19 protein-coding genes are annotated in these 20,314 nt (G+C 71.2%); 9 read left to right on the forward strand and 10 right to left on the reverse strand.

Translation table 11 applies throughout. From position 1 onward, the window contains the following. Nucleotides 1-96 precede the first annotated feature (96 nt). The 4 genes from FKD65_RS05595 to FKD65_RS05610 form a co-directional block, all read right to left on the reverse strand. Nucleotides 97-648: a hypothetical protein gene (locus tag FKD65_RS05595; protein ID WP_141576464.1), complete on the reverse strand. Its 552-nt coding sequence runs from the start codon at nucleotides 646-648 to the stop codon at nucleotides 97-99. Between the two features lie 74 nt (nucleotides 649-722). Further along, on the reverse strand, nucleotides 723-1,085 hold the full coding sequence (locus FKD65_RS05600; protein WP_141576465.1) for a VOC family protein: 363 nt from the start codon (nucleotides 1,083-1,085) through the stop codon (nucleotides 723-725). An 86-nt stretch (nucleotides 1,086-1,171) separates the two neighbouring features. Then, the gene (locus tag FKD65_RS05605) at nucleotides 1,172-1,804 is read right to left on the reverse strand and encodes a TetR/AcrR family transcriptional regulator (RefSeq protein WP_240809980.1); all 633 of its coding nucleotides are present in this window, start codon (nucleotides 1,802-1,804) and stop codon (nucleotides 1,172-1,174) included. Then, on the reverse strand, nucleotides 1,797-3,089 hold the full coding sequence (locus FKD65_RS05610) for an acyl-CoA dehydrogenase family protein (RefSeq protein ID WP_141576467.1): 1,293 nt from the start codon (nucleotides 3,087-3,089) through the stop codon (nucleotides 1,797-1,799). The genes FKD65_RS05605 and FKD65_RS05610 overlap by 8 nt, the downstream gene beginning before the upstream one ends. 106 nt (nucleotides 3,090-3,195) lie before the next feature. Between FKD65_RS05610 and FKD65_RS05615 the strand changes: the two genes are divergently transcribed. The 3 genes from FKD65_RS05615 (at nucleotide 3,196) to FKD65_RS05625 (ending at nucleotide 5,948) form a co-directional block, all read left to right on the forward strand. Further along, nucleotides 3,196-4,260, forward strand: coding sequence for a phosphotransferase family protein (locus FKD65_RS05615; protein ID WP_368367221.1), 1,065 nt, complete (start codon nucleotides 3,196-3,198; stop codon nucleotides 4,258-4,260). A gap of 57 nt (nucleotides 4,261-4,317) precedes the next feature. Then, nucleotides 4,318-4,824, forward strand: coding sequence for a GNAT family N-acetyltransferase (locus FKD65_RS05620; RefSeq protein ID WP_141576469.1), 507 nt, complete (start codon nucleotides 4,318-4,320; stop codon nucleotides 4,822-4,824). Between the two features lie 185 nt (nucleotides 4,825-5,009). Then, a complete protein-coding gene (locus FKD65_RS05625; RefSeq protein ID WP_141576470.1) occupies nucleotides 5,010-5,948 on the forward strand; it encodes a TIGR03621 family F420-dependent LLM class oxidoreductase in 939 nt (312 codons plus the stop codon). A 299-nt stretch (nucleotides 5,949-6,247) separates the two neighbouring features. Here the strand turns inward: FKD65_RS05625 and FKD65_RS05630 are convergent, their stop codons facing one another. After that, nucleotides 6,248-6,937 carry a hypothetical protein gene (locus tag FKD65_RS05630; RefSeq protein WP_141576471.1) on the reverse strand — a complete coding sequence of 230 codons (690 nt, stop codon included), beginning with the start codon at nucleotides 6,935-6,937 and terminating at the stop codon, nucleotides 6,248-6,250. A 766-nt stretch (nucleotides 6,938-7,703) separates the two neighbouring features. Beyond that, a complete protein-coding gene (locus tag FKD65_RS05635; RefSeq protein ID WP_141576472.1) occupies nucleotides 7,704-8,231 on the reverse strand; it encodes a hypothetical protein in 528 nt (175 codons plus the stop codon). Nucleotides 8,232-8,687: 456 nt separating this feature from the next. Between FKD65_RS05635 and FKD65_RS05640 the strand changes: the two genes are divergently transcribed. Next, complete coding sequence (locus FKD65_RS05640) at nucleotides 8,688-9,782, forward strand: winged helix DNA-binding domain-containing protein (RefSeq protein ID WP_141576473.1); 1,095 nt, start codon at nucleotides 8,688-8,690, stop codon at nucleotides 9,780-9,782. Between the two features lie 65 nt (nucleotides 9,783-9,847). Here the strand turns inward: FKD65_RS05640 and FKD65_RS05645 are convergent, their stop codons facing one another. Further along, nucleotides 9,848-10,114 carry a hypothetical protein gene (locus tag FKD65_RS05645; RefSeq protein ID WP_141576474.1) on the reverse strand — a complete coding sequence of 89 codons (267 nt, stop codon included), beginning with the start codon at nucleotides 10,112-10,114 and terminating at the stop codon, nucleotides 9,848-9,850. A gap of 360 nt (nucleotides 10,115-10,474) precedes the next feature. Between FKD65_RS05645 and FKD65_RS05650 the strand changes: the two genes are divergently transcribed. Then, a complete protein-coding gene (locus FKD65_RS05650) occupies nucleotides 10,475-11,755 on the forward strand; it encodes a DUF2786 domain-containing protein (RefSeq protein WP_141576475.1) in 1,281 nt (426 codons plus the stop codon). Between the two features lie 82 nt (nucleotides 11,756-11,837). Here FKD65_RS05650 and FKD65_RS05655 read toward each other — a convergent pair whose 3' ends face one another. Then, nucleotides 11,838-12,050 (reverse strand): helix-turn-helix domain-containing protein, encoded by a 213-nt coding sequence (locus FKD65_RS05655; RefSeq protein ID WP_021594883.1) that lies wholly within the window; start codon nucleotides 12,048-12,050, stop codon nucleotides 11,838-11,840. 417 nt (nucleotides 12,051-12,467) lie between these two features. On the opposite strand from FKD65_RS05655, the gene FKD65_RS05660 reads away from it, so the two are divergent. Next, complete coding sequence (locus FKD65_RS05660) at nucleotides 12,468-13,424, forward strand: hypothetical protein (protein ID WP_141576476.1); 957 nt, start codon at nucleotides 12,468-12,470, stop codon at nucleotides 13,422-13,424. A gap of 451 nt (nucleotides 13,425-13,875) precedes the next feature. Here the strand turns inward: FKD65_RS05660 and FKD65_RS05665 are convergent, their stop codons facing one another. After that, the gene (locus tag FKD65_RS05665; protein ID WP_141576477.1) at nucleotides 13,876-14,964 is read right to left on the reverse strand and encodes a hypothetical protein; all 1,089 of its coding nucleotides are present in this window, start codon (nucleotides 14,962-14,964) and stop codon (nucleotides 13,876-13,878) included. A 1,241-nt stretch (nucleotides 14,965-16,205) separates the two neighbouring features. On the opposite strand from FKD65_RS05665, the gene FKD65_RS05670 reads away from it, so the two are divergent. Beyond that, nucleotides 16,206-16,889, forward strand: coding sequence for a hypothetical protein (locus tag FKD65_RS05670; protein WP_141576478.1), 684 nt, complete (start codon nucleotides 16,206-16,208; stop codon nucleotides 16,887-16,889). Between the two features lie 547 nt (nucleotides 16,890-17,436). Here FKD65_RS05670 and FKD65_RS05675 read toward each other — a convergent pair. Next, on the reverse strand, nucleotides 17,437-18,222 hold the full coding sequence (locus FKD65_RS05675; RefSeq protein WP_141576479.1) for a hypothetical protein: 786 nt from the start codon (nucleotides 18,220-18,222) through the stop codon (nucleotides 17,437-17,439). A gap of 124 nt (nucleotides 18,223-18,346) precedes the next feature. On the opposite strand from FKD65_RS05675, the gene FKD65_RS05680 reads away from it, so the two are divergent. Together FKD65_RS05680 and FKD65_RS05685 are read left to right on the forward strand one after the other, a co-directional pair. Beyond that, nucleotides 18,347-19,285 (forward strand): aldo/keto reductase, encoded by a 939-nt coding sequence (locus tag FKD65_RS05680; protein WP_141576480.1) that lies wholly within the window; start codon nucleotides 18,347-18,349, stop codon nucleotides 19,283-19,285. A 61-nt stretch (nucleotides 19,286-19,346) separates the two neighbouring features. Next, nucleotides 19,347-20,255 carry a serine/threonine-protein kinase gene (locus FKD65_RS05685; RefSeq protein WP_205718555.1) on the forward strand — a complete coding sequence of 303 codons (909 nt, stop codon included), beginning with the start codon at nucleotides 19,347-19,349 and terminating at the stop codon, nucleotides 20,253-20,255. Nucleotides 20,256-20,314 lie beyond the last annotated feature (59 nt).

Genomic DNA, 20,314 nt, shown 5'->3' on the forward strand with positions numbered 1-20,314 from the left:
GCGAAGCATCGCTTGAGAGGCAAGTTCCGGAAGTCGCACCGAAGTCCCGCGGCCGGCCCCCGCACCGTAGCAGCGCATTCTTCACGAAGCCCCCGATTAATACTCCAGCCGCTTGGGGAGGTCCGAGTCCGGTACCGGATCGCACGGGGCTCCGCCATCGCGATGGCGTGAAGCACCGTCAACGGTGGCGGGCGCGGCCTCGGGCGGCGGAGTCCAGACGATGCCGGTGCGGGGGCGCCGGCCGCTGGCGAGGTACTCGAGCACCGCGCGGCGGGCCGTCGCCGCGCTCGTCCTCGCCCTGCCGCCGGGCACGGTGATCACCGGCGCGTCGATCGACCACATGATCCGCAGCGGGTCGCCCGGCGGCAGTTCGACGGCGATGGAGTCGTCCGGGAGCCAGGTCAGCGCCGCCCGGCCGGCATCGACGTCGATCTCGACACGGAGCCCCTCGCCGTTGCCGTCGTAGCGGTTGGAGAAGGTCCTGGCCGAGACGTCCTCCCCCTCGCCTCGCGGACGGATCCACAAGGCCTGACCGGAGTGCCCGGTCGGCAGGATCTCTCGAACGATCTCGTCGAAGAGTTCGCCGGTCTCTTCGGGACCGGACGGCTCGTAGACTCTGACCAGGTGGTCGATCAGCAGAAAGGTCACCGCCGCATCATCCCAGTGATCTTTGCGGGAAGACCTGCCGGCCCGAGCGCGCCGTCCCCGGCCGTTGGTCAGGGTCAGGGGCGGTAGGTGCCGAAGTACCACTCGTTGCCGTCGGGGTCGCGGGCCGCGTAGTCGCGGGAGCCGTAGTCCTGGTCGGTCAGCTCGCGGAAGATCTCGGCGCCCGCGGCCTTGGCCCGGTCGTGGTGGGCGTCGGGGTCGTCGACGGCGACGTAGACGGCCGACTTCGCGGTGACGCTCGTGCCGAACATGATGAGGCCGGTGTCGTAGCGCATCTCGGCGTGGACCACGGTGCCCTTGTCGTCCTTGTGGACGTCCACTGGTTCGAAGCCGAAGGCCTTCTCCAGCCATTCGAGCGTCCTCGCCGGGTCGGCGGACCGGATCAACGGGTAGAAGGTTCGGCGGATCTCGCTGGTCATATCGTCCCTCCCTGGGTGGTCATGCCCAGTCTGCGGGAAGCGGATCCGGCCGTCTTGGACGAATGCAACCTCCCCCCTCGCCCTGGTCAGCGGCGGGCGGCGTCGCGTTCGGCGGCGAGGCGGCGGGTCTCCGGGGAGACGGGGGCCCCGAGGATCGCGGCGACGACGTCGACCAGGTAGCTGGTGAACAGGCGGTCGTCGGTGCGGGGGCCGGAGCGGGCGCGGCGGGCCAGCTCGATCGCGGCGTACAGGATGGCGGTGAAGCGGCGGTGCAGCCGGGCCGCGTCCTCCTCCAGGAGGGGTTCCACCAGGGTCCGCCAGCGGCAGAGGCTGTCGCCGGGGTCGTCCAGGACCGCCACCGGGACGAGGGGGTCGGGGCGGTTCAGCACGTCCGCCCAGATCTGCAGGTAGGCGCGGCCCGACGCGTCGGCCAGGCGGGCGGCCATGGGGCGGACGAGGGCCGCGGCCAGGGGGCGGACGCCCTGCTCGCCGTCCTCGTAGGCGTCGAGCAGGGCGTGCCGGCGGGCCTCGACCTCGGGGGCGTGCCGGGCGAAGACCGCGCGCAGGATCCCGGCGCGGTCGCCGAAGTGGTACTGGACGGCCGTGGCGTTGCGGGCGCCGGCCTCCTGGAGGATCTCCCGGAGGCTGACGGCGTCCACGCCGCGGGCCGCGTAGAGGGTCTCCGCGGCGTCCAGCAGTCGTTCCCGTGTGTCACTCATTGCCGATCGCATGCTCCAGGGCCTCGGCGAACCGCTCCCGCGCCGCCTCCCGGCGGGTGGGCAGGTGGCCGGACGGCCACAGGCCCTCGACGGGCTCGACGTCGCGCAGCAGCTGCCGGGCCACGGTGATCTTGTGGACCTCGGTGGGGCCGTCGGCGATGCCCATCGCCTCGGCCCCCATCATCATGGCGGCGAACGGCATCTCGTTCGACACCCCGAGCGCGCCGTGCAGGTGCATCGCGCGCTGGACGACGTCGTGGTAGACCTTCGGCATCGCGGCCTTCACCGCGGCGATGTCCTTGCGGACCCTCTTGTAGTCCCGGTGCTTGTCGATCAGCCAGGCGGTCCGCAGCACCAGCAGGCGGAACTGCTCGATCTCGATCCAGCTGTCGGCGATCTTCTCCTGGGTCATCTGCATCTTGGCCAGCGGCCCGAACCGGGTCTGCCGGGAGACGGCGCGCTCGCACATCATGTCGAACGCCTTGCGGACCTGCGCGATCGTCCGCATGGCGTGGTGGATGCGGCCGCCGCCGAGACGGGTCTGGGCGATGGCGAACGCGCCGCCCTCCTCGCCCAGGAGGTTCTCGGCCGGCACCCGGACGTCCTCGTAGCGCAGGTAGCCGTGGGAGCCCTCGCGCTCGCCGCCGACGCCCACGTTCCGCACGGTGACCAGGCCGGGCGCGTCGGCGGGCACGATGAACATCGACATGCCCTCGTAGGCCGACACGTCGGGGTTCGTCACGGCCATCACGATCAGGAACGTCGCGTGGCGGGCGTTGGAGGAGAACCACTTCTCGCCGCTGATGACCCAGCCGTCGCCGTCGCGGACGGCGCGCGTGGTGAACAGGGTCGGGTCGGCTCCCCCGTGCGGCTCGGTCATCGAGTAGGAGGAGGAGATCTCCCCGTCCAGGAGGGGCCGCAGGTAGCGCTCCTTCTGCTCGGCCGTACCGAAGTGGGCGATGATCTCGGCGTTGCCGGAGTCGGGCGCCTGGCAGCCGAACACCGACGGCGCCCAGCGGGATCGGCCGAGGATCTCGTTCAGCAGCGCGAGCCTCACCTGCCCGTACCCCTGGCCGCCGAGGTCGGGGCCGAGGTGGCACGCCCACAGGCCCTTCTCGCGCACCTGGTCCTGGAGGGGCCGCACGAGCCGCTTGTAGCGGGGGTCCGCCTTGTCGTAGGGGTCGCCGAGCACCAGGTCGAGGGGTTCGACCTCGTCCCGGACGAAGGCGTCCGCCCAGTCGAGAAGTTCCTGGTAGGCGGGGTCGGTCTCGAAGTCCCAAGCCATGGCGAGCCTCCTCGGTCGTGTCCTCCGATAATCGGGGCACCTCAGTAAGTAATGCAAGTGCATGACTGTTACTCTCCGGTACATCGAGCGTCGGAAAGGGACCGCCGTGCAGCCTGAGCAGATCGACCGCGCCCTCGTGGACTTCGACGTCCTGGCCGGGTGGATGGAGGGCCGGGGCCTGCCGGGCGGCCCGTTCGAGGACGTCGAGCGGCTTGCGGGCGGGACCCAGAACACGCTGGTCCGGTTCCGGCGGGGCGGGCGCGACTACGTGCTCAGGCGCGGCCCCGGGCACCTGCGCGCGAAGACGAACGAGGTCCTGCGGCGCGAGGCCCGCGTGCTGGGGGCGCTCGACGGCACCGACGTCCCCGCGCCGCGCCTCATCGCCGCCTGCCCCGACGAGTCCGTCATGGGCGGCGCCGTCTTCTACCTGATGACCCCCGTCAGGGGCTTCAACGCGTCGGTCACGCTGCCGGAACTGCACGCGCGGGACGCGTCCGTCCGGCGCGAGATGGGCCTGAACGCGGCGCGGGCGCTGTCCGCGCTGGGGGCGGTCGACCACGAGGCGGTCGGCCTCGGCGACTTCGGCAAGCCCGAGGGCTTCCTGGAGCGGCAGGTGGGCCGCTGGACGGCCGAACTCGACGGCTACGGCGCGCTCGACGGCTACCCCGGACCGGACATCCCCGGCCTGGACGACGTGGCCCGGTGGCTGGAGGAGCACCGCCCCAAGGCGTGGCGTCCGGGGATCATGCACGGCGACTACCACCTGGCCAACCTGATGTACTCCTTCGACGGCCCGGAGGTCGCCGCGATCGTCGACTGGGAGATGTGCACGATCGGCGATCCCCTGCTCGACCTCGGCTGGCTGCTGGCCACGTGGCCGGACCGCGCCGACCAGAGCGCCGCCCTGGCCGGCCCCCTGGGCGCGGCCGGCGGCCTGCCCGCGGCCGAGGAGCTGGTCGAGGTCTACGCCGAGCGGACGGACGCCGTCGACGGCCGCGACCTGTCGTCCATCACCTGGTACGCCGTGCTGGCCTGCTTCAAGCTCGGCATCGTCCTGGAGGGCACGCACGCCCGCGCGTTCGCGGGCAAGGCGCCGAAGGAGACCGGCGACCTCCTCCACTCGATCACGCTCGGCCTCTTCGCGCGCGCCCAGGGCTTCATCGGCTCCTGAGGCCCCTCGCGCCGGTGATCGGGAACTGCCAGGATCTCCCTCGCACGAGGAGGTGCGATGGAGATCCGTAAGGGAGGGCCCGGCGACGCGCCGGTGATGTTGTCGATGCTGGACGGGGCGGTGGCGTGGCTGGCCGCCAACGGCCGCACGGGTCAGTGGGGCAGCGAGCCGTGGTCGCGGGATCCGCGCCGCGTCGAGCGCGTCACCGGCATCGCCCGCGACGACGAGATCTGGGTGGCGGAGGTCGAGGGGCGGCCCGCCGGGGTGATGGCCGTCGCTCCCGGGCCCCCGCACTACGTCGACCCGGTCGAGGAGCCGGAGCTTTACATCACCCTCCTGGTCACCGACCGCGCGTTCGCCGGGCACGGCGTCGGCGGCGCGCTGATCGCGAAGGCGAGGGACGAGGCCCGGGCCAAGGGCGTCGACCTGCTGCGCGTCGACTGCTACGGCGGCGACGACGGGCGGCTGGTGGAGTACTACCGGGGCAAGGGGTTCGAGACGGACGCCGCCTTCACGGTGGGCGACTGGCCGGGGCGGGTCCTGTCCCAGCGTGTGGGCGGGTAGGCGTGCCCCTGCTTGCAAATCTCCGTGCCCCGTCGCAGCCTGGAAGTGACCGGTGCGAACGGGGCAGTCGGTGACGCCCTTACGCCGCACGGACGGCGACCGAGCCGCTCGCCTCGTTCCGCCGGGCGAAACCTGACGTCGGAATCCTGCCAGCCGGGAGCCGCCGCCTGGGGCACGCTCGGGGCATGCACAGGAACTTCCGCTTCGGCGTGGTGGGCGAGTCGATCCGCTCGGGCCATGAGCTGGCGGCGACGGCCCGCCGTGCCGAAGAGCTGGGATACGACGTCCTCGTCTTGCGGGACCACTTCGTCGCCGAGCCGTTCGGCGACCAGCTCGCGCCCATGGTGGCGCTGGCGTCTGCCGCGTCCGCGACGAGCACGCTGCGGCTGGGCACGATGGTGCTGTCCAACGACTTCCGCCACCCGGTGATGCTCGCCAAGGAGGCCGCCACCCTCGACCACCTGTCGGGCGGGCGCTTCGAGCTGGGCGTCGGCGCGGGCTGGCTCCGCGACGAGTACGAGGCCGCCGGGATGCCGTTCGACCGCCCCGGGATGCGCGTCGGGCGGCTGGCGGAGTCCCTGCGGATCCTGCGCGGCCTGCTGAGCGGCGAGAAGACCACGTTCGCCGGCGAGCACTACACGGTCGACGGCCTGACGGTCTTCCCGCGTCCGGAGCGGCGCCCGCCGCTCGTCGTGGGCGCGGGAAGCCGGCACATGCTCGGCATCGCCGGCCGGTACGCCGACACGGTCGGGATCCTCCCCCGCGCCCTCCCCGAGGGGACGATCTCGGACGAGCTCTCCGAGCGCCTGCCGGACGCCATCGCCCGCAAGGTCGACCGGGTCCGCGAGGCCGCCGGCGGGCGGGACGTCGAGCTGAGCATGATGGTGACGCCCGCGTTCGGCCCCGACCCCCGCCGCGCCGCCGCGAAGGTCGCGGTGACGCGCGGCTGGGGCGCGTCGTCGGCCGAGCTGGTGCTCGGCATGCCGTCCCAGTTCGTGGGCCCGCCCGAGCACATCGCCGAGCAGATGCTGGCCCGCCGCGACCGCTTCGGCTTCACCTACTACCAGGTCCCGGACACCGCCATGGAGGCGTTCGCCCCTGTGATCGCCCACCTGACCTCCTAGAGCTCGCCGTCCACGGCCATCGGCGGCGGGCGATCGCCGCGATGCCCATCGCCGGCAACGTGTGGCGGCTGGTCTTGGACGGCTCGCCCCGGCCGTGCAGATCACGGCGCCTGCGCTGTCGCGAGGGCGCGGGCACGCCGGAAATGGGGATTCCCCGGTGATCTCTCGATACCGGGGAATCCCCGCTTTCCATGCACCGGCAGCCCTGCGCCGGGTCTGGAGGAGACGTCGCGATTCGCATCGCGGGCGGGCTCACATTCACGCTGTGAGCCGTTCCACGAATGGGCCGCGGCCTCAGATCATGATCCGAAAGGCTGGGGCTTGCCCTTCTTCCCGGCGCCGTTGCCCCAGGACAGGACCTCCCACTTGACGCCCTTCAGGTGGCCCTCGCCGGTACCGGCGTTGTACTTGCTGGCCGGCTTCTTGCCGTCCAGGAGGTACCGGAAGGTGTAGGTGTCGAGGTCGAGCATCACGCCCCGGTGGGACGGCTCGCCCGGTCCGCGGTCGCCGACGAAGCCGGTGACGCTGCGGCCCTTGTAGGTCACCTTGACCTTGGTGTGCAAGGGCCAGCTCGGGCTGGCGAACAGGCCCTTCTGCATCGGCTTGCCGCCGGCGGGGGCGCCGGTGTCGCCGTTCACGCCGGACCCGTCGTCCCAGAAGTAGGACGAGGTCGTCTTGCCGCTGAGCAGGACCTTCGGGCCCTTCTTAGCGGGCTTGGCCTTCTTGGGGGCGGCCTTGGCGTCGGCCTGGGCCTCGGTCTTGGGCTTGGCCGCGTCCGGGGCCTTCGGCAGGCTGAGCTCGGTCGGCGCGCTCTTGTCGCCTAGCCGCTCGGGGGACTTGTGCTCCTGCGCGGCCACGGCCTGATCCGGCAGGAACTGCTTCTTGGGAGCGGAGTCATCGCTCGCGGCGGCGACACCGGCCACCATCATGCCCGCGAGGGCGGTGCCGGTGACGCCGGTCAGGATGACGTTGATCGCTCGCTGCTGCATGGAGATCCTTCGTTCGGGGTACAGGGCTGCCGTTCGGCACGGGGAAGGCACGCAGGTCAGGCGCCTGTATCCGGGCAGGGGTGAACGGCTCCGAGACTCGAGACTCGGGAGATGCCGCCGCGAGGGAGACCCCACTTGGAACGGTCCACGGGCATGGCGGACCGCGCCCGTGACGAGCCGCGCGCGACCGGTCTCGGACGTGCGGGATCACACGGACTGCTGTGAAGCGGGAGAGAATGCCGACCGGGGGCTCACGGGCCCAGCACGGTGCGCGGCCGCTGCATGGTACGGCTGCGTTCGGCGAAGGATCCCGCCTGGCGGGCGGGAAGCGGCGGTTATGCGATTGGCCGGGTCAACGGTTCTTTGACCCTGACCTGGGGATGACTATATACGGCATTACCGTGCTGTCACCAAACGGGGGATTTCTTTACCTTTGGGAAGGTAGATCTTTTAAACCGGAACTATCCGGAACGCCTTTCACATAGGGGCTGCGGGCCGGTCGGCGGGGGCGGGCCCGCCCCAAAAAGATCTTTACTCGGACGGCCCGGACGCCGCCATGGCCCCATCGTCCGCTCTCGCCCCGGCGCGTGAACAGCCTGGGGGATGGGCGCTGAAGGTGGGTGACCGCACACCCGGGACCCGTCAAGACGTACGTACGACCGCTGAAGGGAGGGGCGGCCCGCGTGATCAGACCGCACATGTTCGCGCCCGGCCGCGCGGGCGCGCACCCGCACGGCCGTGAGCCGCACGGGCGGGAACGTCCTCGTCAGTGCGTCGGGTAGACCGACTGCACGAGCGGCGTCGGGCCGGTTCCGCCGGTGAACACGGCGGGGCCCGGCTGCGGCGGGATGTAGGGCGACTCCGCGTAACGAGGCTCCCCGTAAGGTGCCTCCGCGTAAGGAGTCTCCGCGTAAGGTGCCTCCGCGTAAGGAGTCTCCGCGTAAGGAGTCTCCGCGTAGGCGGGCTCCCCGTACGGCATGGCCCCCACGATAGGGCCCTGCGCCGCCGGGACGGCCTGGGCCGCGGGAGGCGGGACGGGCGGCGGAACGTGCGAGCCGTCCGCCCGGCGCTGCTCCGCCGCGGCCGCGCTGCGGCGCTCGGCGAGCACGGCCATGAGGGCGCGGGCCGTTTCGGCGTCCATCTTCAGCAGGACGCTCGGCATCCCGCCCTGATCGACGAACGGGGATACCGAGGGCGGGGCAGGCAACTGCGGCAGGGCCGCCCGCATCTCCTCGCGGAGATCCTGGGCCAGCCGCAGCGCCTGTCGGTCACTGTCGCTCAAGTGTGCGGTCATCGCGATCTCCGGGGAGTTCACGTGCGGGGGTCCGGGGTAATCCTGCTAGGGATGGCGTGCAGGTGCAAGGGCTGATGCACGTGCATTTCGAGAAAAATCTTGCCGTAACCCCCGCCTCCGTCGTTCGTTCCCGATCACTCCAAAAGGCGTTCCCGGGGTGCCCGCAACGCCTTGACCAGCACGGATCCGCGTGATCGGCCCGCTCCCCCGGCGGGCGGAGCCCGATCGGCCCGCACGGTGCGTGCTTCTCCGGTCACGTAAACGATCACGACTTTCGAAGCGATCGGGGAGCGGTCGCGCCGCCGGCGCGTCGACGATCACGGACTGGTCCGCGCCCCCACCCCGCTCACCGCCGCTGACACTCTCGAGTGGGCCGGCGTGTGCGATACGACGCCTCCCCCGCCCGCGGTCGGCTGCGGCACTGCGTGGGGACGCCATCGACGGCATCCTGGACGGATGACAGAGACCCTGAGCACGCGGGCCCTCAACCGGGCCACACTGGCGCGGCAGATGCTGCTCGCGCGGGAGCCGGTCCCCGCGATCGAGGCCGTGGACCGGCTGTGCGGGATGCAGGCGCAGGAGCCCAAGCCTCCGTTCCTCGGGCTGTGGACGCGGCTCGAAGGCTTCGAGCCGTCCGATCTGCACGCCGCCCTGCACGGCAGGTCGCTGGTGCGGGCCACGATGATGCGCGCCACCCTGCACCTGGTGACGAGCGCCGACTACACCGCGTTCCGCACGTCGCTGCAACCGATGCTGGACGGCGGCCTGCGAGTGCTCGGCGACCGCGCCGAGGGCCTCGATCTGGAGAAGGTCGTCCCGGCCGCGCGTTCTCTCCTGGAGGCGGGACCGCTCACGTTCAACGAGATCCGCGCCAGGTTGCAGGAGCGGTTCCCGGACGTCAACGACCGCGCCCTCGGCTATGCCGTCCGCCTGCGCGTCCCGCTCGTGATGATGCCGTCCGAGGACAGGTGGGGCTACCCGCGGACCGCGCGCTTCGCGCTCGCCGAATCATGGCTGGACTCCGGACCGGCCGCCGAAGACGCGGTGGACGAGCTGATGCTCCGCTACCTGGCGGCCTACGGGCCGGCCTCCGCCGCCGACGCGCAGACGTGGTCGGGGCTGTCCTCGACCGGTGAGGCCCTGGGCCGCCTGCGACCGCGCCTGGCCACTTTCACCGACGACAAGGGCCGGGAGCTGTTCGACCTCCCGGACGCGCCGCGCCCCGGTGAGGACGCCTCCGCTCCCGCGCGGTTCCTGCCCGAGTTCGACAGCCTCGTCCTCGCCCACGCCGACCGGCGGCGCGTCATCGCCGACGACCACCGGCCCATGCTCACCACCAAGAACCTGCGCGTCCGCGCCGTGTTCCTGTGGGACGGGTTCGCGCGCGGCATCTGGGAGACCGAGTACAAGCGCAAGGTCGCCACGCTCCGGATGCGTCCATTCGAGGCCCTCCCCCAAGCCGCCGTCGACGAGCTGAGAGGCGAAGGCGAGGCGCTGCTGCGCTTCATGGCGCCGGACGCCAAGGAGACCGTCGTCAGCGTCGAGGAGTGACGAGAAGGGGCCGCGCGGACGACAGCCCCCTGCGACGACCGGGGGGCTGTCGGAGAGGCCGGTGCTCAGCCGGAGGCGTCCTCGCGCATCTCCTCGACCACGACGCTCTGGTACGCGCGGGAGGTGTCCGGGACGTAGCTGAGCCGCGCCAGAGCCTTCCCGTCGTGGTCCCGTATCTCGAAGTGGTAGCCCTCGCCCGCCTCGCCCACGTGCGCCACGGCCTGGTCGTGCCTGAGCCGGCACATGGTGTCGACCTTCTCGAGCGCCACCTTCAGGCTCCCCGCATCGCTGATGAGCCGCGCGGGCTCACCCGTCTCCCAGATCTCGAACATCAGTCGTGTCCTGTCGGCGGTCGGTCGGAGGGAAGGAACGCGGGCGGGGCATTCCAGACGTCTGGGACAGCTTGCGCCTATCTCGTGGATCTTTCAATCAGCCAAGATATCGGATTGATCACTATTCGAAGTTGTCCACGCTCATAGTGTCATGTCCGCATGTGGCGCCGGTCCACTCTTCCGCTGTCCAAGCCCGGCTCGGTAAGCCGGCCCCGCCGAACCGAACCCAACTCGGGTGATCTCGGCCCGGCCTGGCCGGGAGTGAGGGAGGGCCTCGCCCTTTCGACCTGAAGACGCCCGGCCCTGCCGCCGGATGGGAGGATCGTCCCTCTGGGGTGACGTCGGACGGCGGGAGTGGCGGTGCGGAAGACCTGGCGGCGCGGTACGGCATCCGAGGAATCGGCCGCCCTCGCCGTGGACGAGGCGGTCCGCTCGCTGGCACGCGGCGACCGCGCCGCGTTCCGGCGGCTCGTCGCGGAACTGACGACCGGCGGCGGCGACGTCCCCGCCTGGACCGCCGCCGCCGACCACCGCCTCGCCGACCGGCTGCGCCATGGCGTCACCACCGCATGGCGGCGCGGCTGGCAACCCGCCGACCTGGTGCGCTTCACGGCTCGCCGGCACACGCCCCGGCATGCGCGCCTGTCCGCGGACGCGATCGCCGACGAGATGCGCGCCTACCCTTCCGGCGCGGTCGACGACCGGTGGCACGAGCAACTGGCGGTCCTCGGAGCCGAGGTGTGGTGGCCGGACGACGGCTCCCATCCGGCCCTCTGGTGCCGCCGGGAAGGCGTCGAACGCGCGGTCTACGTCGCCTGCGCCCTGGAGATCGTCCAACTCCTGGAAACCCTTCCGAAGCTCCCCGCGATCGGCCCACCTCCTGGAGCCACCGGCGGGTCCGGCGTATTCGGACGCTCGAAGCCTCGGAGAGCCGAGGAGGTCGATCAGCGGATCCTCGTCCGGGTCCGGGCACTCCTGGCCAAGGCCGAGTCGACGGAGTTCCCCGAAGAGGCGGAGGCGCTCAGCGCGCGCGCCCAGGAGCTGATGGCGCGGCACAGCATCGACCACGCGCTGCTGGCCGCGGAGACGGGCGACCTTGGAGGGCCGGACGGGCGCCGCATCGCGGTGGACAGCCCCTACGACGCACCCAAGGCGGTCCTGCTGACCGTGGTGGCCGAGGCGAACCGCTGCCGTGCGATCTGGCACAGGGAGCTGGGGTTCTCCACCGTCCTCGGCTTCCCGGCCGATCTGGCCGCGGTGGAGATCCTTTTCACGTCACTGCTGGTGCAGGCCACGTCCGCCATGGTGAACGCGGGTCCCAGGCGCGACGCGCGGGGACGGTCGAGGACGCGTTCGTTCCGCCACGCCTTCCTCAACGCCTACGCCGTCCGCATCGGGGAGCGGCTGCGGGGGGCGGCGGACAGGGCGGCCGCGGACGCCGGCGGGAAGGATCTTCTTCCGGTACTGGCGGCGCGCGACCAGGCCGTCGATCAGGCCGTCGACACGATGTTCCCCGACCTCGCCAAGGGGCGGGCGGGTTCGGTCTCCAACTACGAGGGCTGGCTGGCCGGGCGGGCGGCCGCCGACCTCGCCAGTCTGAACGGGCGCTCCGAGGTCACCGAAGCGTTCCGCGGTCGGTAGCGCGCGGGGTCCCCCCGGGGGGCGAGGGGGACGTCCGGCCATGTGCTCGCTTCTTCCTTGTCTCGCGGTGGTCGGGAGCGGGTCAGTCCTTCTTGCGCCGGGTGTTGCCGCCCCGGCCACGGAGCGGCACGCCGGCCTCCTTCAGGACGTTGTAGATGAATCCGTACGAACGGCCGGTCTCGGCGGCCAGATCGCGGATGCTCTCGCCGGCGGCGTACCGCGGAGCGAGCTCGGCGGCGAGCCTGGTGCGTTCGGCACCGGTGACACGGGTGCCCCTCGACAGTGTTCGAGCCACGGGGACCTCCTGATTCCAAGGCTGGGCGGCGGGGCCCGTCCCCGCAGCTCACAGCAGTGTTGATCTCCCCAACGTACACATTCCCCCCGATTGCGCCGTCGATGCCGCGCGAATCACCACGAATTCGGCCGAAGCTGGTCTTTTCCGTGGTGAACGGCGTGTCGGAACTAGACAGACGTGTCTGTTACCCCCCTCTTCCGGCCGTTCCGCCGGGTCACCCGCTCACAACGCCCCAAGACCGGAACCACGCGCCCCCCAGGACACACCGTTCTCTCAAGCCCCTCGCCTCACTCACGCCACTGCTTCCCCATGTCCTCCGAGGGTCGGCATCGAGTTATCCACAGAACGACGTTCTACTGCCTCCCGCCCGCGGGACCGCGCAAGCTGGCCGAGTCCTGACAGGCGAGGAGGAGTCCCATGGCCACGATCACTTTCCCGGTCCCGTCGACCACGACTTCAAGGTTCGCCGTGGCCGCCACGAGCATCCCCGGCGACCCGGCAGCCCTTCTGAGGGCCGCGGCAGGCCCCTACCAAGCCCACATCGCAGGTCGCTTGGGCACACCCCAGCTCCAGGTCGCCCGCGAGGACCTCGGCCGCCTTCGCTGGGACCCCGGGCTCGTCAAGGCGCCCCGCCCGGAGGACCGGCAACTCGCGCGAGCCTTCAACGACGCCGAGCAGTTCGCCGTCGTCACCGCGTTCGCCCCGGTCACCGACCAGCCCAGAGCGGTCCAGGTGGCCCGCGCCGCCGCCTACGCCATCGCCGAGGCGACCGGCGGCATCGCCGCCGACCTTGTCACGGGCCACGTCCTGCCGCCGTCCGCCCAGGAGCGAACGCGTTTCGTGCTGGCCGACCGCTGGCTGGGCGACGTCCTGCCGCCGTTCCGCGCCAACGGCCGCTGCACGGCCGCCGACCCCGGCATGGATCCCGAGGGCGTCAACGGCTGCGCCTGCGTCCGGCTGCGCACCCGAGGCCTGCGGCGCTTCGGCCTCCCCGAGCTCCAGATCGCCGGCGTGGCCTGCCCGCACGACCTCGCCGCCCTCAACGTCCTGCGCACGACCGCCCGCCGCCTCCTGACCGGCCACTGGTCCTGGCTGGCCACCGGCCCCGCCGTCGGCGACCGCACGATCCCCGACGTCCTCGACCTGACCCCGACCGACTTCAACGACTTCTGGGGAACCACCCGCCGAGTCCCCCTGACCCCGCCGTCCCCTTTCCAGGTCCACCTCTCATCACTGACCTCCCGCCTCATCGCCTTCGGCCCGCCTACCGACTTCGAGGGGACGGTCAACGACTGGCTCTGGGGCGACCCCCTCCCTTTGGGCATGCACGACTACCAAGAGCCCGCCGAAACCCGGCTCCCCAAAGCCGCCTGACCCACGAGCTCCAGGCCAGGCCACGACCGGCAGGGCCACCGCCCCACTCGTCAACCTCGTACCAGCCGCCCCATCCGCCGACCTGCGACGCCCCACAAAACTCGCCGGGCTCCGTCGCCAATCACATGCCCAGCCCAGGTCCGCCCGGAGAAGCCGCACACGGGTTCGACAGGTGGCGCGGTCCACACCACCCGCCCCACCCCCCGGCCTAGACCACGCCACAAGACCCGCCGGGCTCCGTGGCCAGGCGCATACCCAGCCCGGGGTCCGCCCGGAGAAGCCACACGCGGGTTCGACAGGTGGCGCGGCCCACACCACCCGCCCCACCCCCCGGCCTACACCGCGCCACAGGACCCGCCGGGCTCCGTGGCCAGGCGCATGCCCGGCTCGGGGTCTCCCTGGAGAAGCCACACACGAGTTTTGACAGGTGGTGCAGGCGGCACCGGTCGACCTACCCGCCATCCTCCTGGAGCGTGATCGACCAGACGCCCCGGGCATGGACGGCCAGGACTGCCGGGCCGGTGAACACGAAGTCCACGGCGGCATCGCCCTTCGCCGAAGCGAGGATGCCATCGGTTTCGAAACCGGGCGTGAGTGCGTGCACCTGCGCGGACCCGCGCCCGCGGTGGGTGAAGCGGGCAGGCGCCCCTGGACCGGTGTATGCGACGACGTCCGCTCCACGGCCGTCCACCCGCTCGACGAATTCCCTGGGAGCGGCCTTCTCGACGACGATGCGCCAGCGGCCTTGCGCGAGCACGTGCATCTTCATGCGGCCGCGCCAACTCCGCGGCACCGGCACCCGGGCGGTCCCGGCCTTCGTCCCCCCGTAAAGGGCCGTCCGTTCGCTGGTGAGGATGCTGCGCGGCCCCACCGTGATCGGCCCGTCCAGTGACTCTATGCGGAGCAGCACGGCCCCATCCAGCGGCCCCCGAAAGGTGATCTTGGAGTCGCCCTCGCCCTGGTAGGAGCCGAAGGCTCCGACCTCATCGGCCCCCATGCCGGACACCGGCATGCGAGATGCCCCGCGTTGCCGCGGGACGGCGCGCTCAGCCGCCGGCATCTTGGCGGCTTCCTTCCGGTGTGCCTCGGGTGGCTTCGGGACAGCCCGTTCACGCGCCGACGCCAGCCTGGCGGCATCTGCCGCGCAGACCGCCACCCATCGACTGCTCCCGCCGTCCGGCCTCCACCTGACTCGCACGACCGAGGCGCCGTGTGCCGGGTTGAAGAAGCACGATTCCTCGCGGGCGGCGGGCCCGGCCATCAGCGTCCGCACGAGCTCGAGTTCGGACCGTCCATCCACAACGGCCAGACTCGCGGCCTCGACATCGACGCTTCTGCTGAGCGCCCGTTTGGCCGCTTCGTACGCGTCGAGGGCGCGCCTGTAGTGCTCGATCGCTTCCGCGGATGCGGCTGAGAGGTCGAGAGTGAACTCGCTGAGGGTCTCGCCGTACAGGGTGATCTGCTCCTCGACGTCCCCGAGCTCGCGCCCCCAGCCCTCCACGCCCTTCCGGAACCCCTCCCAGATCACGATCGAAACCATAGCCGGGACGTTGATCAGGCCGCGCCGGGGTGGTCCGCACCGGTGGCGGCGCGGTGGACGCGGTAGTGCTTCTCGGGTGCGCAGCGCCATTAGTTCTCGAGTTGGCAGCCCCTCGACCAGGGGGTGTGCAGTTTTATGAGCATGGCCACGCGATCAGATGAATTGTCGCGCATTGCACCTTCATGTCCGCTGGGATGTGGCCGATTCGCCCTCCTGGCCGACAGTCGGGATTCATCGAGTGCGCGGGCCATTCAGGCGCGTCGACACGCAGTGACAGCGAGTGACAGTTTTACGCCCGCACCGTCACCCCTGCGTGCCACCTGAGGGGACTCCCCGAGAAGACCGAACATGTGACGATCATGCAACCGTCCCTGCTTGCGGATGCCTTGTCCGCACTCCCCTTGCCGCGCATCCCCAATGAATTCGCGGGAATTCGGGCTTCCGACGGTCTCGGCCGTCCCACCGAGAGCAGACACCAATATTTCGGGATGAGCTGGGATTTGACGGCCTTATCAGTCGTGGGAGTAACGGCGGCGGCGGAACGGGATCACTGGAGCCGACTGTGGGCAATGTGCAACGCTCCGTAGCCAAAGTGGCTACGATCGGCAGTCACACGGTGACCGACGCGATCCCCCGGGGCGAAGATGAACCGTTTCCTGGCAAATCCCAAACTCGCCGTCGCCTTCGGCGAATGGCTCCGCTGCACCTGCGGGTTCCTGGGGTGCACCGCCATGGCCGGAGCCATCAGTATCGGCGCCGCGGCTCCGTCCGAGGCGGCCGCCGGAACCGATCACGAGCCGCGCAGACCCCGACCGCCCATCTGCCGCCACACCGTGGGCATCGGCGACAGGTTCACCTCGCACAAGTGCAAGGAGCCATGGCTGTCGATGCACGAGAAGTCCCGGGGGCACCCGGGACGTGGGCGGGAGTTGCCTCGTTGGGTCGATCGGAATGACCGGAAGCCGAAGAAGGAGCACAGGGCGCCCCGGCCACGCCCGCACGAGGACCCGGCGCCCCGTCCGCCCGCACCCGGGGACCCCGGAAGCGGGCCCCCGCCTCCGCGCCCCACCAAGCGCGCCCGTTCGGCGCCGACACCGGGAGCGGCCGCGGTACCGGGGACGGCCCAGACTCCACTACCGGCCCCGGTACCTGCCCGCGACCAGGCCGACGAGATCGGTTCACGCCCCTCCTCGCTGCAGCCGGTACTGCTCCTCGGTCTGCTGCTCCCCGTCGCCGCGGCGATGTGCTACCCCTTCCGGCACCGCCTCTACACCGCCGCCAACCCCGGCCTGTCCCCCCTTCCTGTGCCGAACCCTCCGGACCCACAGGCGGCGAACGTCACCTACCGTCCCCTGCTCGACCCGTTCGGCGCTGCGGCCCGGGGGCTCTCAGGCCCGGGCGCCACCTCCACCGCGCGAGTGCTCGCGCTGACGGCCCTCGACGAGCACGCCGACGACTCGCTGGTCGTCGTCCCGCGCCCCGACGCCATCACCCTCTTCGGGCTGGCCGAAGACGAACTCCTCGACGATGACACTGCCGGGCTCTTCATCCCCGGCAACCTCGACGCGGCGCTCGCCTACCTGGAGACCGAGCTCGCCATCCGCGAGAGGAGCGGCGTGACGCACGCGCGCCGTCTACTTCTGGTCGCCGACTGCTCCCAGGAGGCCGACAGGATCGCGATGCTCCTCAAGCGCCACCCGAATGCCGTGTTCGCGGTCCTGCTCGGTCAATGGACGGGCGACCGGGCCATGGTCGACGACCAGGGCATCGTCCAGGGCCCTCCGGCAGTGGCGTCCACCCTCCCCCCGCACCTTCCGGCGATGTCCCGGACCGAGGCCCGCGACCGCCTCCTGGGAACCTTGGCCCGGCACCAAGACACCCGGAAGCCGTCTTCCCGGCGCCGATCGACCTCCCGGCGCAACTAGCGACTCCCCACACCCGCACACGTCGAGATCAGAACGCCGCGGAGGGCACCACAACCGCACAGCGGCCCTCGACCTTCGAACGCCCCCGCGCCAGACAAGGTCATCGACACGATGACGAACGCCACGGCACGGCACGGCACGGCACGGCACGGCACGGCAATTAGATCTACCTCGACTCGAGGCTGCCCAACTGGCACCAGCGGTTCACCGAATCGCCCGAGGAACCCCTCACCACCACCCTGAATCGCCCCACGCCGAGCGAAGCCATCGCCACGGCCACAAACGCCCAGCCGCGGCACGGCGACCGCGCCGACCTCAACTGGACACCACCCCTCTTGCACCAGCACACTCCGAAACCTGGGGAGCTGCCTCGCCGCCGCTGCCGGCGCCTTCCCGGTCAGGCCGCTGCTCACCCCCGGCGGCGTGGTCCCGGATAGGCGGGTGCTCATCCGCGGCGGCGTCCAAACGCGAGGCCAAGGCCACCTTGCTGCTCGGACTAAGACGCAGTGTCTCTCGGCGGACGTCCACGAGGCCTCGGCACGACGGCTCAGGGTGAAGGGGGTTCCTGGCGGGCTATCTCGGCCCTGATCGTGGTGAGGTTCCTCAGCGCTCGTCCCAGCGGAGCGGTATCCGGTGGCTGGTCGGCGTCGCGGTCCAGAAAGGCCGAGCAGCGGAGGAGCCAGGCGCGGACGACGTCCTCGGCGTGGGCCTCGGAGCGGCGCGTCCGGGCGAGGGCCAAGCCGCGTTTCTCCTCAGCCACCTCGCGTGCCAGGTTCTCGTCCGCCCGCAGGGCCTGGACGTCGGAGAGGGCGTAGCGGCCGAGCCTGTCCGCTGCCAGGCCGCGCTCGCCCGCGATCCGGTCGAACGTCTTGCGGGGCCAGCCGAGGATGACCGACGCGCCACCGGCGTCGACAGTGTCGGTCAGCGGGCCCTTCCTAGCGGTGACGACGCGGCGCACGGCGGCGGGATCGAGCCGGTCGAGGTCGCGCAGCAGGTAGACCGGGTGGCCGCGGAAAGTGCTGGCGACGTTGAGGTCGTCCTGCGCGACCAGGACCTCGATGTCGCCGCGCTCGACGTCGAGGCCGACACGCGCCGCCAGCCGGGCGGCGGCCCGTGCCGAGCCGACCGGCGGCTCGGCGCCGAACCGGGCGACGATCTCCTCGCCGCGCCCTCGGACCTCTTCGGCGAGGGCGGCGGACCATCGGTCCTCCTCAAGGTCGGGCTTCGGAAGCAGCCCATGCTCGAGCCCGAGGCGCAACTGCCAGCGGGTGAGGCCGAGGAGCGTGGCGAACTGGTTGGCACCGTGATCGGCGCGAGTCATCTGGTCGGGCATTGCCGGGCCTTCCTGTGGCGGTGACGTGGACGCGGCCCAGCCTCATGGACGGGCCCCGCCACCATGCCTAGAACGCGGTTCTGTGGATAACGGCGGCCGGGGCTCCCCGTGCGAGGCTGGAGTCATGAACGCGATACGTCGACTCGGGATCGGGCTCGCCGCGGTGGGGCGGCCGGCCTACATCAATGTGGGCAGCCACGGCGAACTGCCGCCCGGGCGGAGCGTGGAGGCGATGCGCGAGGCGACCTGGAGCGTCCTCGATGCCGCCTACGCGGCAGGCATCCGTTGGGTTGACGCCGCACGCTCCTACGGCAGGGCCGAGGAGTTCCTCGGGGCTTGGCTGGCGGACCGCGCGCCTTCGGGGGTCCGTGTCTCGAGCAAGTGGGGCTACACCTACGTGGGTGACTGGAAGACCGACGCGGAAGTGCACGAGGTCAAGGAGCACAGCCTCGACCGCTTCCAGGCGCAGTACCAGGAGACGCGCAGCCTGCTGGACGGGCACCTGTCGGTGTATCAAGTGCACTCACTCACCGAAGAGAGTCCCCTGTTCGAGGACGTCCCCCTCCAGGCGGCCCTGGCACAACTCACGGCGGAGGGCGTTCGCGTCGGGTTCTCGACATCCGGACCCCGGCAGGCAGAAACGATCAGGCGGGCCATGGAACTCGAGGTGTCCGGCCAGCGGCTGTTCAGCACTGTCCAGTCGACCTGGAACCTCTTGGAGACCTCCGCCGAGGAAGCGCTGCGCGAGGCTCACGGCGCCGGTCTGCATGTGCTGCTCAAAGAGGTGCTGGCCAACGGCCGGCTCGCCGTGCGGGCGCCCGTTGAGGTCCAGGACGTCGCGTCAACGCACGACGTCGGACCGGACGCCGTCGCCATGGCGGCGGCGCTCGGCAGGCCGTGGGCTGACACCGTCCTCATCGGCGCGGTCAGTCCCGCCCAACTGCGGGCCAACCTGGCGGCGACGGATGTGCGGCTGGGTGAAGGCGACCTGGAGGAGCTCGCACGGCTGAGCGTCCCTGCCGAGCGCTACTGGGCCGACCGGAGCGCGCTTTCCTGGACGTGAACGGCCGGGCGGGCCCGCGCGCATGGCACGATTTGAGCCCGCCCACCATGATCGGATAGCCGTGTCCCTGCAGCCAGAACCCTCCCAGATGATCGGCCCGTACCGCGTGGTCGCCCGGCTCGGTTCCGGCGGGATGGGCGAGGTGTTCCTCGGAGCGTCGCCCAGCAGGCGGCTGGTCGCGGTGAAGGTCATCCGGCGGGAGCTCCTGGACGACCCCAGATGGCGAGAGCACTTCCGCCGTGAGGTCACCTCGGCGCGCTCGGTGAGCGGCTTCTACACCGCGCCCGTCGTCGACGCCGATCCGGACGCCGACCGGCCGTGGCTGGCGACGCAGTACATCCGCGGGGTGAGTCTCTCCAAGGTCGTGCGGGAGAAAGGGGCCCTCCAGGAGCAGACCGTCTGCCGGCTCGGGGCCGGGCTGGCGGAAGCGCTCATCGCGATCCACAGGGCGGGGATCGTGCACCGCGACCTGAAGCCGTCCAACGTCCTGCTCGCCTCGGACGGCCCGAGGGTCATCGACTTCGGCATCGCACGTCCCTTGGACGCGCTGCCGCTTTCGCGTACGGAGATCCTGGGGACGCCCGCGTACATGTCGCCGGAGCAGGCCCTGGGTGACCCCGTCCATCCTGAGGGCGACGTGTTCTCCCTCGGCTCGACGCTCGTCTACGCGGCGACCGGCGCGCCGCCGTTCGGGGACGGGCACAAGGTCCGCGGACGGATCGTCCACGGCGAGCCGTATCTGGACCTCCTCCCAGCACCCCTGCTGGGGCTCGTCACACGCTGCCTCACGAAGGACCCTGCGGAACGTCCGACACCGGAGCAGATCCTCGTCGCCCTGAGCACCTTGCTGGACGCCCACTACGGCGATGAGTGGCCGCCCGTCGACGTCGAGCAGCTGATCGACGTCCAGGAGCGGACACTGGTCGAGGTGCCGACCGAGCAGCCGACCTTGCGTGAGCCGCACGCGTAGGCGCATGTGGACGCGTAGCCCGGACCGCCGGGTGCGGCGAGGATGCTGAGATTCTTCTC

It is taken from the genome of Actinomadura sp. WMMA1423 (assembly GCF_006547145.1).
Lineage (GTDB): Bacteria > Actinomycetota > Actinomycetes > Streptosporangiales > Streptosporangiaceae > Spirillospora.

Excerpts from the sequence above, each read along its gene's own strand:
- FKD65_RS05640 (WP_141576473.1), top strand. The coding sequence starts at position 8,688 with ATGACAGAGACCCTGAGCACGCGGGCCCTCAACCGGGCCACACTGGCG.
- FKD65_RS05630 (WP_141576471.1), bottom strand. The coding sequence starts at position 6,937 with ATGCAGCAGCGAGCGATCAACGTCATCCTGACCGGCGTCACCGGCACC.
- FKD65_RS05600 (WP_141576465.1), bottom strand. The coding sequence starts at position 1,085 with ATGACCAGCGAGATCCGCCGAACCTTCTACCCGTTGATCCGGTCCGCC.
- FKD65_RS05680 (WP_141576480.1), top strand. The coding sequence starts at position 18,347 with ATGAACGCGATACGTCGACTCGGGATCGGGCTCGCCGCGGTGGGGCGG.
- FKD65_RS05670 (WP_141576478.1), top strand. The coding sequence starts at position 16,206 with ATGTGCTACCCCTTCCGGCACCGCCTCTACACCGCCGCCAACCCCGGC.
- FKD65_RS05605 (WP_240809980.1), bottom strand. The coding sequence starts at position 1,804 with ATGAGTGACACACGGGAACGACTGCTGGACGCCGCGGAGACCCTCTAC.
- FKD65_RS05660 (WP_141576476.1), top strand. The coding sequence starts at position 12,468 with ATGGCCACGATCACTTTCCCGGTCCCGTCGACCACGACTTCAAGGTTC.
- FKD65_RS05635 (WP_141576472.1), bottom strand. The coding sequence starts at position 8,231 with ATGACCGCACACTTGAGCGACAGTGACCGACAGGCGCTGCGGCTGGCC.
- FKD65_RS05620 (WP_141576469.1), top strand. The coding sequence starts at position 4,318 with ATGGAGATCCGTAAGGGAGGGCCCGGCGACGCGCCGGTGATGTTGTCG.
- FKD65_RS05610 (WP_141576467.1), bottom strand. The coding sequence starts at position 3,089 with ATGGCTTGGGACTTCGAGACCGACCCCGCCTACCAGGAACTTCTCGAC.
- FKD65_RS05625 (WP_141576470.1), top strand. The coding sequence starts at position 5,010 with ATGCACAGGAACTTCCGCTTCGGCGTGGTGGGCGAGTCGATCCGCTCG.
- FKD65_RS05665 (WP_141576477.1), bottom strand. The coding sequence starts at position 14,964 with ATGGTTTCGATCGTGATCTGGGAGGGGTTCCGGAAGGGCGTGGAGGGC.
- FKD65_RS05675 (WP_141576479.1), bottom strand. The coding sequence starts at position 18,222 with ATGCCCGACCAGATGACTCGCGCCGATCACGGTGCCAACCAGTTCGCC.
- FKD65_RS05645 (WP_141576474.1), bottom strand. The coding sequence starts at position 10,114 with ATGTTCGAGATCTGGGAGACGGGTGAGCCCGCGCGGCTCATCAGCGAT.